Below are 14,439 nucleotides of genomic sequence, written 5' to 3' on the forward strand. Positions count from 1 at the left end.
GATTATATCATATTCCCCCGACATTTACATCATTTTATCCTGTTATTCTTCCGGAGCACTTCTTTTTTCTGCACGGGTAAAATACAGAAAGAATCCGATGTTCAGAATAATTCCCACTGTGGTAGATACCGGTGCTGCAAGACCGATCTTTGTCAGGCTGGCATCCGGCTGGATACTCATAAAGTACGCCATTGGAAGTCGTACCAGAAGCGTCTGGATCAGGCCCTGGACCATAACCCATATGGTCTGGTTGTTTCCGTTGAAATAGCCTATCATACTGAACAGAACAGCCGTTACCAGTGTCTCCGGAGCAAAACCCTTCAGATAATCAAAGCCCTTTTGGATAACACCTGCATCCGTTGAGAAGAATCCTGCCAGTACATCCCCCTTCAGAAGGATCAGGATAAATACCAGGCATCCCACAAACAGGCCGACTCCAATTCCCGTAAGCATGGATTTTCTCGCACGTTTCGGCTTTCCTGCTCCTACGTTCTGTGAAACAAAGGAAGCCATGGACTGCATCAGAGAGCTTGGAACCAGCATGGCAAAGTTTACGATCTTACATGCAACTCCGTAACCGGAGGATGCTTCCAGCCCCAGGCGGTTGACAAATGCACACAAGGCCAGAAATGAAATCTGTGTCAGGAATTCCTGAAGTGCCAGCGGCAGTCCGATCTTAAGAAAACGTCTGCACTGAGGATTCAGCCGGAAATCTTTTTTTGTAATGGTAAACGGAAGCTTCTTCTTTATCAGCAGAACTACTGCAAATACAACACTTAAGGCCTGAGCAGAAACCGTAGCAATAGCTGCACCTGCTGCATCCATATGTAAGCCGGCTACCAGTACCAGGTCTCCGATCACATTTACAATACATGCCACCAGCACAAACAGCAGCGGAGATTTACTGTCACCAAGGCCACGGAAAATAGCAGACAGCAGGTTATATGCAACAATAAAGAAAATTCCGCTTCCACAGATCCGTACATAAGATGCAGTCAGCGCTACCGCTTCTTCCGGTGCCTGCATCAGCACGGAGATCGGATGTGCAAAGCCTACCATAACAATAAACAACACGATCGATATCATGGTAAAGACGATCGCAGCCCCACCGATAACGGATCCGATCTGCTCCGGTCTTTTTTCTCCAAGATAACGTGCGATCAGAACTGTGATACCCATAGCAAACTGAATCACTACAAAGGTAACCAGATTCAGTACCTGACTTCCGGTGGAAACCGCTGACAGTCCGGATGTGGAACCGAATCTTCCAACTACAAGAAGATCGACCGCACCATAGGCAGCCTGCAGGATCAGCGCACCGAGTACCGGCATCATAAATGCAACCAGCTTCTTCAGAATATTTCCCTGGGTAAAATCTGCCTTATCACTTGTCATAATGTTCCCTCCTGTCACACATAATCTGATAAAATTTCCCGATGGTCCGGATCATACTGTCTGCTTCTTCTTCGGAAATCTCTGAAAGATAGGGTGCCAGACTGCTGAAATAATCCTGGTCATACTTTCTGGAAAGATTCTCTCCTTTTTCTGTTATAGAGATGTAAGTAACGCGCCCGTCATCCGGAGACATGAGCTTCTGAAGATATCCCTTTGCCTCCATTTCTTTCACTGTTCTGGTGACACCGGGACGCGGCAGGTTCATGGCGTCACTGAGATCGGAAATCCTGATATCTTTTTTTTCCTTCTGCAGAGAGTGGATCACATCCAGATATTGAATATAGGACGGCATCACCCCTTGCGGCAGTGGCGGAAGCATATCCCGGATCCGCTTCGCCTGATAAAACGCATCAAACATCCGCTTGATCTTTTCATTTGTCATAAAAAAACTCCTCATATAATTATCTTTGTTAATTACTATTGATAATTATATAAGGAATTTATGGTTTGTCAAGCATGTTTTACTTTTCTGTCATAAAGTAACTTTCTATTACTCTATGCTTCCAATGCCTCTTTCAGAGAAGCTTCAAAGATCTCAAGTCCTTTCTCCATCTGCTCATCCGTCATGGTAAGTGGTGCAAGGAAACGTACCACATTGCCTGCTGTTCCGCAGTTCTCAAGAAGGAGACCTTTCTGGATCGCATTCTGGATCAGCTTGGCAGTAAGTTCTGTTGCTGGCTCTTTTGTTTCTTTGTCTTTTACAAGCTCGATACCGATCATTGCGCCAAGGCCTCGTACATCACCGATCACCGGATATTTCTCATGAAGCTCTTTGTAGCGTTTCATGACGGTCTCACCGATATGTCTTGCCTTTCCTGCATAATCATCACGTTTCATGATATCCATAACAGCCAGTGCTGCTGCACAGGATACCGGGTTTCCACAGAAGGTTCCTCCGATAGTTCCTGCAGGTGCCGCATCCATGATCTCGGCTCTTGCTGTGATCGCGGAGATCGGAAGTCCTGCGCCAAGGGATTTCGCAGTTGTGATAATATCCGGTGCTGCGCCTGCTTCTGCCCAGTACTCAGATGCATAATATTTACCTGTTCTGCAGTTACCACACTGAACCTCATCTGCGATCATCAGGATTCCGTTGTCATCGCAGATCTTGCGGACTGCTTTAACCCACTCGATGGGTGCCGGGATAAATCCACCTTCGCCCTGAAACGGCTCAACGATCATGCAGGCAATCTCACTTGCAGGTGCGCCCTCGTCAAAGATTCTCTGAAGCTCATCAATGTAATACTGAATTGCCTCTTCCTCTGTATATCCTTTTGGTGCACGGTATACATATGGATATGGTGCACGAAAGATTCCTGCCGGGAACGGTCCCATGCCTACTGCATAGGCTTTTTTTGCTGTCAGTGCCATGGTCAGGTTTGTTCTTCCGTGGAAAGCGCCTGTGAAGCAGATCACACCGCTTCTTTTTGTGAATGCTTTTGCGATCTTGATCGCGTTCTCATCGCACTCTGCACCGGAGTTTGCGAAGTATGTTTTTTTCACATCTCCTTTGCACGGCATGATCTCATTTAATCTTTCAGCCAGTGTTACATAGCCATCGTGTACATATACATTGAAAATGGTATGAAAATATTTTTCCGTCTGTTTTTTTACTGCTTCAATGACTTCCGGATGGGAATATCCGATATTCAGTACTCCCACACCGCCAACCCAGTCGAGGAATTTATTTCCGTCCATATCTTCAAACATGGCTCCAGATCCCTGCTTGATACAGATCGGATATGTTTTTCCGCAAAGTGCTTTCGGGATTGCCCCGTCTCTTCTGTCAAGAAGTTCTTTTGATTTCGGTCCTGGAACCTGTGCGGTTACGATCTCCGGTAATGCGGTTGCTAATTCTGCTGTTGTCATAATACTTCTCCTCCTTTATCTGGTCACGGTTTTTCTGCCTGCCGGACTCCTCTCGGAGTTCTCTTCGGAAGCAAAAAAACAGACGCCGGATGTATTATCATCCGACGCCTTTGTCGTTTATCTGCTATGTTGTTTTGTTTTTTGATTTAGGTAGATTATAGCATTTTCCGGTATGAAATCAATAGGCCTTGTGTTGCATATTTTTTGTGCACAGTGCACAATTTAAAATTCCAACTTCTCTGCTGCTGCCTCTGCCTGTTATTCCCGATTTCTATATCGGCTGATCATAAATGCCATCTTCATTTCCAGACAGGTATCCAGATTTTCAAGATCACAGCTTAGGATCTCCCTGATTTTTTTCAGACGGTAATTAAGGGTATTACGGTGAAGAAACATCGCCTCTGCCGTCTTTTTGGCATTGCAACTGCAATTCAGATAATTCTCCAGAGTTTCGTGTAAGTTTCCATCATTCAATTCATCTGCCTGCAACAACTTTCCAATCTTTTCATCCACATAAGCATCCAAGATTCTGGAATCATCCACGTGCGAGATCAGTGTATAAATCCCCTGATCCCTGTAAAAAAATATCTGCCCTTTCAAGCCGGAAACTTCTGCCGCCCGAAGTGCCGCAGAAGCTTCATTTCTGCTATTTTTCACTTCATCCAGATATGCCCTGCTGTTTCCTACACCGATCATAAGATTGATCCTATATTCCCGCTGTGCCCGGTCCACGATCCTGACAAAAATCTCTTTTATATGGCTTTCCTCTGCATCTTTGTCCGGGATCAGCGCAAGGATGGAACCTGCCTGTGGAAGAATCAGAATATCCTGCTTTATGTATCTGGAAAATTCCGCACGGATCATACTCTTTACATTCCGCCCAGCTGCCAGAGAATCATCGTTTTCCCATCCGCTTTCTCCATTTTCCGAAGCAAAGGCAAACTCCGCCACAAAAAAACTTCCTTCCAGATCAATGTTCAGATATCTGGCCTGTGCCATCACACGCTCCCTGCTTAAATGTTCTGCATCCAGAATAGAGGAAAACAGCTGCTCTGCGGCGTTTCTGTCGTTCTCTTCCAGCACGAGTTTCCGGCAGATGATCTGTGAGAGGTCGATCAGCGGATACTTTTCCGGCAGCTCAAACAATGGAAGATTTTTTTCCTCACAATACTCTATCAATTCTTCGGAAATCTGTCCTTCATTGATGCCCAATGCTGTGATTCTGTATTCATACATCTGATGGATCAATGTCATCAGTTTCTTGCTGTCATCTGTGACACTTGGGTTTGTCAGAACTACAAATTCGTCTCCGTGGATGTAATTTTCGATCTTATATTCGCTTTTTACACATTGCAGACAGTCCGCAAAATAAATCCACCGGACAGACTTCTGCAAACCGTTTTCTCCTGCTTTCAGCTTCAGAACCTCTGTAAGTTCCGGAATCTGCATCATATCTTTACAATTCATAAACCGTTACTCCTCCCACTGGTAATGTTTCATATCCACACATCCATTGGTTTTAAATTCTATGCCTTCATCTTCCAGCAGGATTTTCTGCTCTCTCCAGCCTGGTGCAGTACGCCCTGCATGGTTCACAACTCTGTGGCAGGGATACTTCCCATAAAATTCTGCCATACCTAAGACTTTTCCTACAAGACGTGAATTTTTATCCCGGCCAATCAGACGTGCGATCTGTCCGTAGGAGGCCACTTTTCCTTCCGGTATTTCTTCCACTACGGACAGTATCTCGTAAATCAGATCCTCATCCAGTATTTTTCCCATGATCTTTCCTCCGCAATCCTGCTGGCAATTTTCATAGCATGCTTTCATAAATAAAATATCTGTCTTTTCTTGGATGTCTGCACCAGACCGTCCTCTCAGCCGGAGTTTTACAGTGCAGTTCCTTTCTTTGGAACAAATAAACGGCTCATATCTGTATGTTCCAGCTTAAGAAGTGAAATTTTTTTGTCAATTCCTCCGGCGTATCCTGTCAGGCTTCCATTTGTTCCTACGACTCGATGGCAGGGAATGATAATGGAAATTTCATTATGTCCAACCGCACCGCCTACTGCCTGGGCCGACATCTGGGAAGTATTTTTCATCACTGCAATTCTGCGCGCAATTTCTCCATATGTGATTGTCTGTCCGTAAGGGATCTGTAATAAAATCTTCCACACTTCCTGTCTGAATACTGAGCCGATGGGATGAAGTGGCGGAGTAAATTTCGGTTCTTCACCGGAGAAATATACGTCCAGCCATTTTTTTGCTTCTGTGAGAATTTTCGTTTCCTGTGGAACATAATCTTCCGGAAGTGTATTTGCAAAATATTTCTGTCCTTCAAACCATAGGCCGGTAAGTCCGATTTCATCTGCGGCAAGCAAAATATCTCCGATTAGTGATTTATATTTGCATGTGTATACCATATTTTCCCCCACTTTCATTTATCTCTACAATTTTTTCTAATTAAATTTCTGTATCATCTTAAAAAAACACTTTTCGCTTATACATATAGAATTTTCTTACCTGACCTGCCTTTTCCAATATCAGCTCCTGCAGTTTTTCATCCAATTCCCGTTTTTTATCTTCGGATAACTGTACCCAGTCATCGGTAAGTCTGGCCATTTCCCGGATTACATCTTCATAGCCGTTAAGCCCCGCTACTGACATTCCACGGAAGCATAGAATGATTTCAGATCAATAGCTATATAGATATGTTCTTCTTTTTTATCCATGGACACACCTCCGGAAATTTTTTCTTTTCTTATTATATCAGAAAATGTGTTCGATTATAGATTTTTTTCTCTTTTTATGCAAAAAAACTCCTCCGGTTTTACTGCCGGAGGAGTTTTTTCCATTTTATGCGTTTTTCTTTCGATTTCGCTGTATCACACTGCTTTTAAAAGCTTTATACATTGCTGGTGACAATTCTGGTGCATCTTCATCTGGTACAATTGGTGATTTTTTTGCATTCATAACTTCCTGTATTTGCTCTTTTGTCGGCTTCTGCCCTTTATTAATAGTAAATGTTTTGATCATAATAGAGCCTCCTCTCTGATTCCGTTGCCAACCTAGCTGAGATCAATCGAATGTTTTCTTTTCTTTCGGTAAACACCACAAATAAAACTTCACCAACACATCCTATAGCAATATATCTGTCTTCTTCTGTACTGTGCTCAAAATCATACATTTCTATGTAGTTCTTATCTTGAAATACATATGCTGCAGTTTCGAATGATATCTTATGTTTTTTCTGATTGATCAGATTCTTTCCCTGATCCCACTCAAATTTCAATTAATCACTCTCCTGCTTTTTTCTAAGTATATCATACATGGAATTTTCAGACTAGTAAAATAATTATAAACAATATTATAATAGTATAAGAAAAAGCGGCAGAGCCTCTATTTTTGCAGGCTCTACCGCTTTCTATCTGAATTCCCCTCAAAAAATCTTTATATTAGAACAGTCCTGTGATCTTACCGCTCTCGTCTACGTCGATCTTGGTTGCTGCCGGTACTTTCGGAAGTCCTGGCATGGTCATGATCTCACCTGTCAGTGCAACAATAAATCCTGCACCTGCGGAAATCTTAAGATTTCTTACTGTTACCTCGAAATCTGTCGGAGCACCAAGCTTTGTCTGGTCATCTGTTAAGCTGTACTGGGTCTTAGCTACACAGATCGGGCAGTTGCCAAATCCAAGTGCCTCCAGCTGTTTCGCCTGCTTCTGGGCATTTGCTGTAAGAACCACTTTCTTTCCACCGTAAACCTTCTGTACGATCTGGTTCAGCTTATCCTCGATGGAGCCTTCCAGTTCATAAGCATATGTGAAGTCATTCGGCTCTTCAACAAGACGGATTACTTCCTCAGCGAGCTTGATTCCGCCTTCGCCACCTTTTGCCCATACCTCGGAAAGTGCTACGTTTACGCCAAGCTCCTTACATTTTGCTTCCACAAAATCAAGCTCTGCCTTGGTATCGGTCGGGAATGCGTTAATAGCTACCACACATGGAAGCTTGTATACATTTTTGATATTGCTTACATGCTTCAGAAGGTTCGGGATACCCTTTTCAAGCGCCTCAAGGTTCTCATTGTTAAGATCCGCTTTTGCAACGCCACCGTTGTATTTCAGGGCACGTACGGTTGCTACGATAACAACTGCACTTGGTGTAAGACCTGCCATACGGCACTTGATATCCAGGAATTTCTCTGCTCCAAGGTCTGCACCGAAGCCAGCCTCTGTGATCGCGTAATCAGCAAGCTTCATAGCCATCTTTGTAGCTGTTACGGAGTTACATCCGTGAGCGATGTTTGCGAATGGTCCGCCGTGAACGATCGCCGGAACATGCTCCAGTGTCTGAACAAGGTTTGGTTTCAGAGCGTCCTTCAAAAGTGCTGTCATAGCACCCTCTGCGTGAAGGTCTCCTGCTGTTACCGGTTTCTGCTCAGCAACCTTGCCATAAGTGTATCCGATGATGATTCTGGAAAGTCTCTCTTTCAGATCTTTGATATCACTTGCCAGACAGAGAACTGCCATGATCTCAGATGCTACAGTGATGTCGTAACCGTCCTCACGCGGCATACCGTTTGTTCTTCCGCCAAGTCCGTCTACTACATTACGAAGCTGACGGTCGTTCATATCCACGCAACGTCTCCATGTGATCTTTCTCGGGTCGATATTCAGCTCATTACCCTGGAAGATATGGTTGTCGATCATTGCTGCAAGAAGGTTGTTTGCCGCACCGATCGCATGAAAATCACCGGTAAAATGAAGGTTGATATCCTCCATCGGAACTACCTGTGCATAGCCGCCGCCTGCTGCACCGCCTTTGACACCGAATACCGGTCCCAGGGATGGCTCACGAAGAGCTACCATAACGTTCTTTCCAAGCTTCTGCATTCCATCTGCAAGACCTACGGTTGTAGTCGTTTTTCCCTCACCTGCCGGTGTCGGGTTGATGGCTGTTACAAGGATCAGCTTTCCGTCTTTTTTGTCTGTTTCTTTCAGAAGATTATAGTCGATCTTTGCTTTATATTTACCGTACTGCTCCAGATACTTGTCATCAATACCTGCTTTCTCCGCAATCTTGGTAATTGGCTCCATTGTGCACTCCTGTGCGATCTCGATGTCACTTTTGAATCCCATAATGTTCTCCTTTCTCCGCAGCAACCGTCCGGATCTTTTTATCCCATAAAAAAGAGCAGTATCTGAATTTCTTCAAATACTGCCCAGACGGTCGACTCATCGAATCTCCGGCTCCCTCGTGGTTATCCCACAATTCCGTCAGTCACCGAAGACTTTATTAATTTGATAATTGAATACTAACATATTTATTAGTACTTGTCAAGAAATTATCAAATTATTTTTTTCACTTTTAAAGTGAGCTGAGTTTAATTTTCTGAATTATTTCAGTTTTCCATACTATTCATCAGATACTGGACGTTATAAGGAAAACACTGTTTTTCGTCAATTAACGTAAATCAGGTCTGATCTTTGCCTGCAAACCCACACCGGATCGCCTGTGTCGGACATATCTTTTTACATCTTCCACATCGGATGCATTCTGTACTGTTTGGATTTTCCGTCGGATCGACCTCCATCTGGCAGATATTTCTGCATTTTCCGCAGTGAACACATTTTTCTTTATCTACTCTGTAACGAAAAACGGAAACTTTATTAAATACCGAATAAAAAGCTCCCAGCGGGCAGATATACTTACAGAATGGCCGGTATATCATAATTGATAAGATAATGGTGATCACCAGGATCGTATTTTTCCACATGTACAGCCAGCCTACTGCACTTCGCATGGATTTGTTCAGCAGCACCAGCGGGATACCTCCCTCCAGCGTTCCTGCCGGGCAGATCAGCTTGCAGAAATATGGCGCTCCCTGCCCCATGATATCTACTACAAACATGGGAAGTATGATCACAAATACAAGAAAGATCACATATTTCAGTTTTCGCAGAAGTTTATCCCCACGAAATGTCCGGATCTTCTTTGGAAAAGGAATCTTGTTCAACAGATCCTGGATCAGTCCAAAGGGGCAGAGAAATCCGCACACCAGTCTTCCAAGCAACGCTCCCACAAAGATCAGAAATCCAGCTACATAATATGCCATCTTGAAGTTCCAGCTTCCGATCACAGCCTGAAGGGAACCAATGGGACAGGCCCCTCTTGCCCCGGGGCAGGAATAGCAGTTCAGCCCCGGAACACAGACATTTTTCAGTTTTCCGGTATAGATCTTTCCAGTCACAAAGCCTGATATGTGACTGTTTGTAAGGGCCGCCCACAATGCCTGAATTCCATGCCGCGGCCATTCATTTATTTTCATCTTCTTATTATCCAATGCCAATACACTCCATACAGATGTTGATCGCTTTTGTAAAAACTACAGATACCTCACCTCTGCAGATTCCCAGTATCATCAGTAAAATTCCAAAAACTGCCAGAGCAGGTCCGATCCACCTGGATTCTGTTATTTTCCGAATCATTTTTTCACTCTCCGTAATGATCATCTTTTACTTTGAAACGTTTTTAAGCTCTTTTTCCACGATTTCCTTCCATTCGTCCAGTGTATGGCTTCCTGTATAGGTATCGCCTACAATGTTTCCATCTTTGTCAACAAAAAATGTTTCAGGAAATGCGGAAATCCCCTGCAGACGACCGTTCATCATAGTGGTATCCGGTGTCAGGAACGGATATTCTGCTTTTGTTTTTTCCTGAAGAATGCCTGCTTTTTTTACAGCCTCCTCGTCCTGATTTCCCTTTTCATCTGTAGTATCAAGCACCACGCCTGCTACTCCGACACCTTTATCTTTCATTTCTTTATAAAGCTCCTGAAGTTCCGGAATTTCTTTTACACATGGTGAACACCAGGTTGTAAAAACATTTACCAGCGTCAGGTCATAGTCACTGAATACTTTTTCTGTATATGTTTTTCCATCTATTCCTGTTGTTTCAAATTTTCCTACAGATTTTACATCCTCCGGGTTACTGCTGGTATCCTGTGGCTGGTCAAACACGGAAATATTCTGATACGGTGCCATTTCCGTAATGTCGGTTTTGATCTTTTCCAGCTCCTTTGTCAGCTTTTCATCTGCATCTTTGTTGGTGCTCAGATAATATTTGTATTTCCCGTCACTGCTGCTTCCAAGCTCTTTATGCTCTGTACAGCCAGTGATCTCATCCAGCTTTTTCTGTGAAGCTTCGTCATAAACGCCAATTGTACCAATTCTGTCCAGACCTGCCACCCAGTCGTCATATCCTGTTCCCATCTTCTGTATTTCGGCATTTTTCTGTTCCTCTGTCATTTTACTCCAGCTTACATAAGCATATGTCACTGCATTGGTCTGATTCTCAAAATCTTCCGTGGTAAGCATTGCAATGCTCTGGTCCTTGATCTGCTTTAACAGCTCCTTCGAAAGTGAAAGCTTCAGTCCCAGAAACGGATATTCATAAGAATCCTGTGCCTTGCAGGTTACGTCGGAAGGCTTAAATGTACCTGCCACCAGATCTGATGAAACTGCCTCTCCATCCACCATCATTGCCGCTCCGGGATCTGCTGTTTCCGTACTTTCCGCCGCTGTTACCGGTACGCTTCCAAATGCAGATATTCCTAATACCGCAGCTGCCATAAGTGCTGTTATTTTCTGTGTTCTTAATTTCATTGTTTATATTCTCCCTTCTGATATCACCGGCCCATATCCGGAACCAGCATATATTTTATATGTAAATTTTGTTCTCTGTAGCCTTACTATATCATCCCCTGTATAAAATCTCTGTTAAGAAACAAAAAAATTTACAGGAATTTTATGCTATACATGATATTATAGATAACAAAGCAAAATCAACTGTTTTTTTGGAGGATTTATTATGCATATATTGATAATCGAAGATGAACAGCAGCTCTGCCAGTCTATTGCGGAGGGACTTCGTATGGATGGCTATGAAGCGGACACATGTTTTGACGGGGATGAAGGACTGGAATTATGTCTGGTGGAAAATTATGATCTCATCCTTCTTGATCTGAATCTTCCAGGCGTTGATGGTCTGGAAATCCTGCGCCAGTTTCGGGAATCCGATACTTCCACTCCCGTTTTGATCCTCTCTGCCAGAGGACAGATCCAGGACAAGGTTGAAGGGCTTGATCTCGGTGCCAATGACTATCTCACAAAGCCTTTTCATTTTGAAGAGCTGGAGGCACGGATCCGAAGTCTGACACGAAGAAAATTCATCCAGCAGGATGTGTGTCTGCAATGCGGACGTATCAGCTTTGATACCCGTACAAGAAAGACCAGTATCGATGGACTCCCCCTTTCTCTGACCCGAAAGGAAAGTTCTCTTCTGGAATATTTCCTTCTTCATCAGAACCGTATCATAAGCCCGGAAGAAATGATCGAGCATATCTGGGACGGAAGCGTCAACAGTCTCAGCAATTCCATTCGTGTCCACATTTCTTCTCTTCGAAAAAAACTGCGCACTGCTCTCGGCTTTGATCCAATACAGAATAAGATCGGCCAGGGTTACATTTTAACGGAGGATATACAATGAAAAAAACAACCGGAAAACTATCTCTTCAATGGCGTCTGACACTGATCATTGCGTTGCTTATGACAGTCACCTGCATTCTGATGTATTTTTTTATCAGCCAGTCCGCAGTTGCCGGAATGGAGGATCTGGGAGATTACATGATACGGATCGATAACACAGATTCTACTCCCATCACCTTTAATATGAATCCCTCCGTCTTATTTCCGGAGCTTTCGGATCAGCTGCAGCTGACCAAAAAACTGTTTCTCACCAAAGGACTCATGGTAACCGGAATCATCATCCTTCTCAGCAGTATCTGCACATATTTTATCAGCCGTCAGGCATTACTTCCTCTTCGCAGACTCAGCCAGGAAGTGAACAAAATAGAGGTCCAGAACCTTTCAGAGGCTCTTGAAGTTCCTGCTACCAATGACGAGATTTCCCGCCTGACAATTTCATTTAACAAAATGCTCGCACGCCTGGATGAAGCTTTTACTGCCCAGAAGCAATTTTCTGCCAATGCAGCCCATGAGCTGAGGACTCCTCTTGCCGTTATCCAGACAAATCTGGAGGTTTTTGCCCGCAGGGAAGCACCTGCTTTAAAAGATTATCAGGAGATTTTTGCCATGCTCCAGGAACAGACCGGGCGACTTTCCCATCTGGCTGAAATCCTCCTGGATATGACCGGTGTACAGACTGTTGAACGTTCCGAAAGGATCTCTCTGGCAGCACTGACTGATGAGGTTTTCTGCGACCTGGCTTCCGTAGCGGAACAGAAGGATGTTGAACTGATCCAGCAGGAGGGAGACTGCATCATTACCGGAAGCTATCTGCTGCTGTATCGCGCTGTGTACAATCTTGTGGAAAATGCGATCAAATACAATCACTCCGGTGGAAAAGTAACCGTAAATATCCATCTTTCCGGAGAAACAACAGATACATCCACGTCTGTCAATTATGTCTTTCTTGAAGTCTCCGACACCGGAATCGGCATTCCTCCTGAATATCAGGAAAAAATCTTCACCCCGTTCTTCCGTGTGGACAAATCAAGAAGCCGCGCTATGGGAGGTGCCGGCCTGGGGCTTGCACTTGTCAGTGAAATTGTCAGACAGCATAACGGACAGGTAAAAGTACTGGAAAGCAGCAAAAAAGGCAGCATGATCGCAATCATGCTGCCAGTCTGAATATATTTGTATTACATTTACTTTATATGCTCATGAACGCAGTCTCTTTACGATCTGCGTTCAAATCCGAGTATATTTTTTCAACAATACTGTCTGTATCCATTTCGCAGGTAATAGCCTGTTCCCTGAGAGCTGAAGAAAAATCTTTTTCTCTCCACCATCTGCGCATATCTTTTTCACCAAATTCTCTGTTTCTTGTATTATGCCGTCTCACGGTTTCTTCAAACGACAGATCAAAATAATATGCGTATACATTTGAACCATATAATTCATTTGCCAGTTCAAACAACGAACGATACCATTCATCATACATGATCCCTTCCAGGATAGAAAATTCGCTGTGTTCCCTTCCGTATCGTAAAAGTTCTGCCATAAGCGGCAAAGCCTTTGTATCTATGCCATCATCAACCCACAGCATATTTCTTCTGATCTCATCCTGTGATATCAGCATTATATTACGTCCTAGCTTTTTCTGTAATGCCTTCGCTACGGTTGTTTTTCCACTTCCTGAGTTTCCTCTGAAAATGATTAATTTTCCCATGTGCTGCTTTTTCCCTTTCAATACAAAATACAGAATTTTTATGACCGTCCAGTCTTATTTTACAGCTTTTTATTCCAACTGACAATATTCCCAGTGCTATGATCATTTTATTTAACCTCTATGCTCTCCATAGGCATTCTTCTTTCTCTGTATTTTGCTCTGTTTCTGTAATCTCAGTTACTGTCTATACAATAGCATCGTATATTTTATCCGTACATGTTCATTGTATAAATCTTTATGTTTATAATATAATTTTCACTGCAAAAAATCCCCGGAACACGGATAGGATTCCGTATTCAGGGGACTCTTTTTCTGCACTTGCATCTATTTTATTGTTTATGATACCTCTCGATCACACAGGTATGTTGCTTTATTTTTTTATCATAATTGATTCCTGCAAGCAGGAGATTTCCATGATAGTCTTTCAGTGCATCTACATATTGCTTTTCTTTAATCTGTGATATGGCTCCATGGGCATCTTTGTCCCATTTCAGTTCAATGACTGCTGCCGGTTTGTCAGCGTATAACTTTCTTGGGATAAGGCAGATATCTGCAAAGCCTTTTCCGGTTGGCAGTTCCCGGATAACTGTATAGTACTCTCTGGCAAAATAAAATGCCAGATTAATGGTGCAGCTCAAAGAATTTTCATCGTTGTACTGAAGAACCGAAATTTCTCTGTGTGCCTGATCAATTCCTTTTGCAACTGCTTCCCCATCCAGATTCCACAATGCTTCCAGGAGTTTTCTGGAAGACTCTACCGACTGTATGACTTCTTTCCAGTCCATGGTGCTGATGGCATTTATATACTGCCACTCAAAATGTGATTAAACATACTCACATCGAGATAATGCGGATTCTCAC

General features: G+C 43.4%; 17 protein-coding genes and 1 riboswitch. Of the genes, 2 read left to right on the forward strand and 15 right to left on the reverse strand.

Translation table 11 applies throughout. The features are described 5' to 3' along the window. Positions 1–42 precede the first annotated feature (42 nt). The 12 genes from HFM85_RS14905 to HFM85_RS14960 form a co-directional block, all read right to left on the reverse strand. Complete coding sequence (locus HFM85_RS14905) at positions 43–1,395, reverse strand: MATE family efflux transporter (protein ID WP_173739031.1); 1,353 nt, start codon at positions 1,393–1,395, stop codon at positions 43–45. Beyond that, positions 1,385–1,837 (reverse strand): MarR family winged helix-turn-helix transcriptional regulator, encoded by a 453-nt coding sequence (locus HFM85_RS14910; protein ID WP_173739032.1) that lies wholly within the window; start codon positions 1,835–1,837, stop codon positions 1,385–1,387. The genes HFM85_RS14905 and HFM85_RS14910 overlap by 11 nt, the downstream gene beginning before the upstream one ends. Before the next feature lie 113 nt (positions 1,838–1,950). After that, a complete protein-coding gene (locus HFM85_RS14915) occupies positions 1,951–3,324 on the reverse strand; it encodes an aspartate aminotransferase family protein (RefSeq protein WP_173739033.1) in 1,374 nt (457 codons plus the stop codon). Positions 3,325–3,582: 258 nt separating this feature from the next. Beyond that, entirely contained in the window at positions 3,583–4,791 is a 1,209-nt protein-coding gene (locus HFM85_RS14920) for a PucR family transcriptional regulator (RefSeq protein WP_173739034.1), read from the reverse strand. Between the two features lie 6 nt (positions 4,792–4,797). Then, positions 4,798–5,106, reverse strand: coding sequence for an MGMT family protein (locus HFM85_RS14925; RefSeq protein WP_173739035.1), 309 nt, complete (start codon positions 5,104–5,106; stop codon positions 4,798–4,800). Positions 5,107–5,213: 107 nt separating this feature from the next. After that, positions 5,214–5,747: a methylated-DNA--[protein]-cysteine S-methyltransferase gene (locus HFM85_RS14930; protein ID WP_173739036.1), complete on the reverse strand. Its 534-nt coding sequence runs from the start codon at positions 5,745–5,747 to the stop codon at positions 5,214–5,216. Between the two features lie 433 nt (positions 5,748–6,180). Further along, positions 6,181–6,360 (reverse strand): hypothetical protein, encoded by a 180-nt coding sequence (locus HFM85_RS14935; protein ID WP_118512798.1) that lies wholly within the window; start codon positions 6,358–6,360, stop codon positions 6,181–6,183. Next, positions 6,338–6,616 (reverse strand): BrnT family toxin, encoded by a 279-nt coding sequence (locus HFM85_RS14940; RefSeq protein WP_173739038.1) that lies wholly within the window; start codon positions 6,614–6,616, stop codon positions 6,338–6,340. The genes HFM85_RS14935 and HFM85_RS14940 overlap by 23 nt, the downstream gene beginning before the upstream one ends. Before the next feature lie 163 nt (positions 6,617–6,779). Beyond that, a complete protein-coding gene (locus HFM85_RS14945; protein ID WP_059086045.1) occupies positions 6,780–8,465 on the reverse strand; it encodes a formate--tetrahydrofolate ligase in 1,686 nt (561 codons plus the stop codon). 74 nt (positions 8,466–8,539) lie between these two features. Next, positions 8,540–8,621, reverse strand: a riboswitch (ZMP/ZTP riboswitch). Between the two features lie 179 nt (positions 8,622–8,800). After that, a complete protein-coding gene (locus HFM85_RS14950; protein WP_173739039.1) occupies positions 8,801–9,655 on the reverse strand; it encodes a 4Fe-4S binding protein in 855 nt (284 codons plus the stop codon). Between the two features lie 7 nt (positions 9,656–9,662). Continuing rightward, positions 9,663–9,815, reverse strand: a complete 153-nt coding sequence (locus HFM85_RS14955; RefSeq protein WP_173739040.1) for a CD1871A family CXXC motif-containing protein — start codon at positions 9,813–9,815, stop codon at positions 9,663–9,665. 27 nt (positions 9,816–9,842) lie between these two features. Beyond that, complete coding sequence (locus tag HFM85_RS14960) at positions 9,843–10,991, reverse strand: TlpA family protein disulfide reductase (protein WP_173739041.1); 1,149 nt, start codon at positions 10,989–10,991, stop codon at positions 9,843–9,845. Positions 10,992–11,196: 205 nt separating this feature from the next. Here HFM85_RS14960 and HFM85_RS14965 point away from each other — a divergent pair, with 205 nt between their 5' ends. Continuing rightward, the gene (locus HFM85_RS14965; RefSeq protein ID WP_173739042.1) at positions 11,197–11,874 is read left to right on the forward strand and encodes a response regulator transcription factor; all 678 of its coding nucleotides are present in this window, start codon (positions 11,197–11,199) and stop codon (positions 11,872–11,874) included. After that, complete coding sequence (locus HFM85_RS14970) at positions 11,871–13,037, forward strand: sensor histidine kinase (protein ID WP_173739043.1); 1,167 nt, start codon at positions 11,871–11,873, stop codon at positions 13,035–13,037. Before HFM85_RS14965 ends, HFM85_RS14970 begins: the two co-directional genes overlap by 4 nt. Positions 13,038–13,059: 22 nt before the next feature. On the opposite strand, the gene HFM85_RS14975 is transcribed toward HFM85_RS14970, so the two are convergent. The 3 genes from HFM85_RS14975 to HFM85_RS14985 all read right to left on the reverse strand — a co-directional run bounded on the left by HFM85_RS14975 (position 13,060) and on the right by HFM85_RS14985 (position 14,363). Continuing rightward, the gene (locus tag HFM85_RS14975; protein ID WP_173739044.1) at positions 13,060–13,578 is read right to left on the reverse strand and encodes an AAA family ATPase; all 519 of its coding nucleotides are present in this window, start codon (positions 13,576–13,578) and stop codon (positions 13,060–13,062) included. Further along, positions 13,493–13,684 carry a hypothetical protein gene (locus tag HFM85_RS14980; RefSeq protein WP_173739012.1) on the reverse strand — a complete coding sequence of 64 codons (192 nt, stop codon included), beginning with the start codon at positions 13,682–13,684 and terminating at the stop codon, positions 13,493–13,495. The genes HFM85_RS14975 and HFM85_RS14980 overlap by 86 nt, the downstream gene beginning before the upstream one ends. Before the next feature lie 223 nt (positions 13,685–13,907). Next, positions 13,908–14,363: a PD-(D/E)XK nuclease domain-containing protein gene (locus HFM85_RS14985; RefSeq protein WP_243873905.1), complete on the reverse strand. Its 456-nt coding sequence runs from the start codon at positions 14,361–14,363 to the stop codon at positions 13,908–13,910. Positions 14,364–14,439: the final 76 nt, after the last annotated feature.

This window comes from Blautia schinkii (genome assembly GCF_013304825.1).
Lineage (GTDB): Bacteria > Bacillota > Clostridia > Lachnospirales > Lachnospiraceae > Blautia_A > Blautia_A schinkii_B.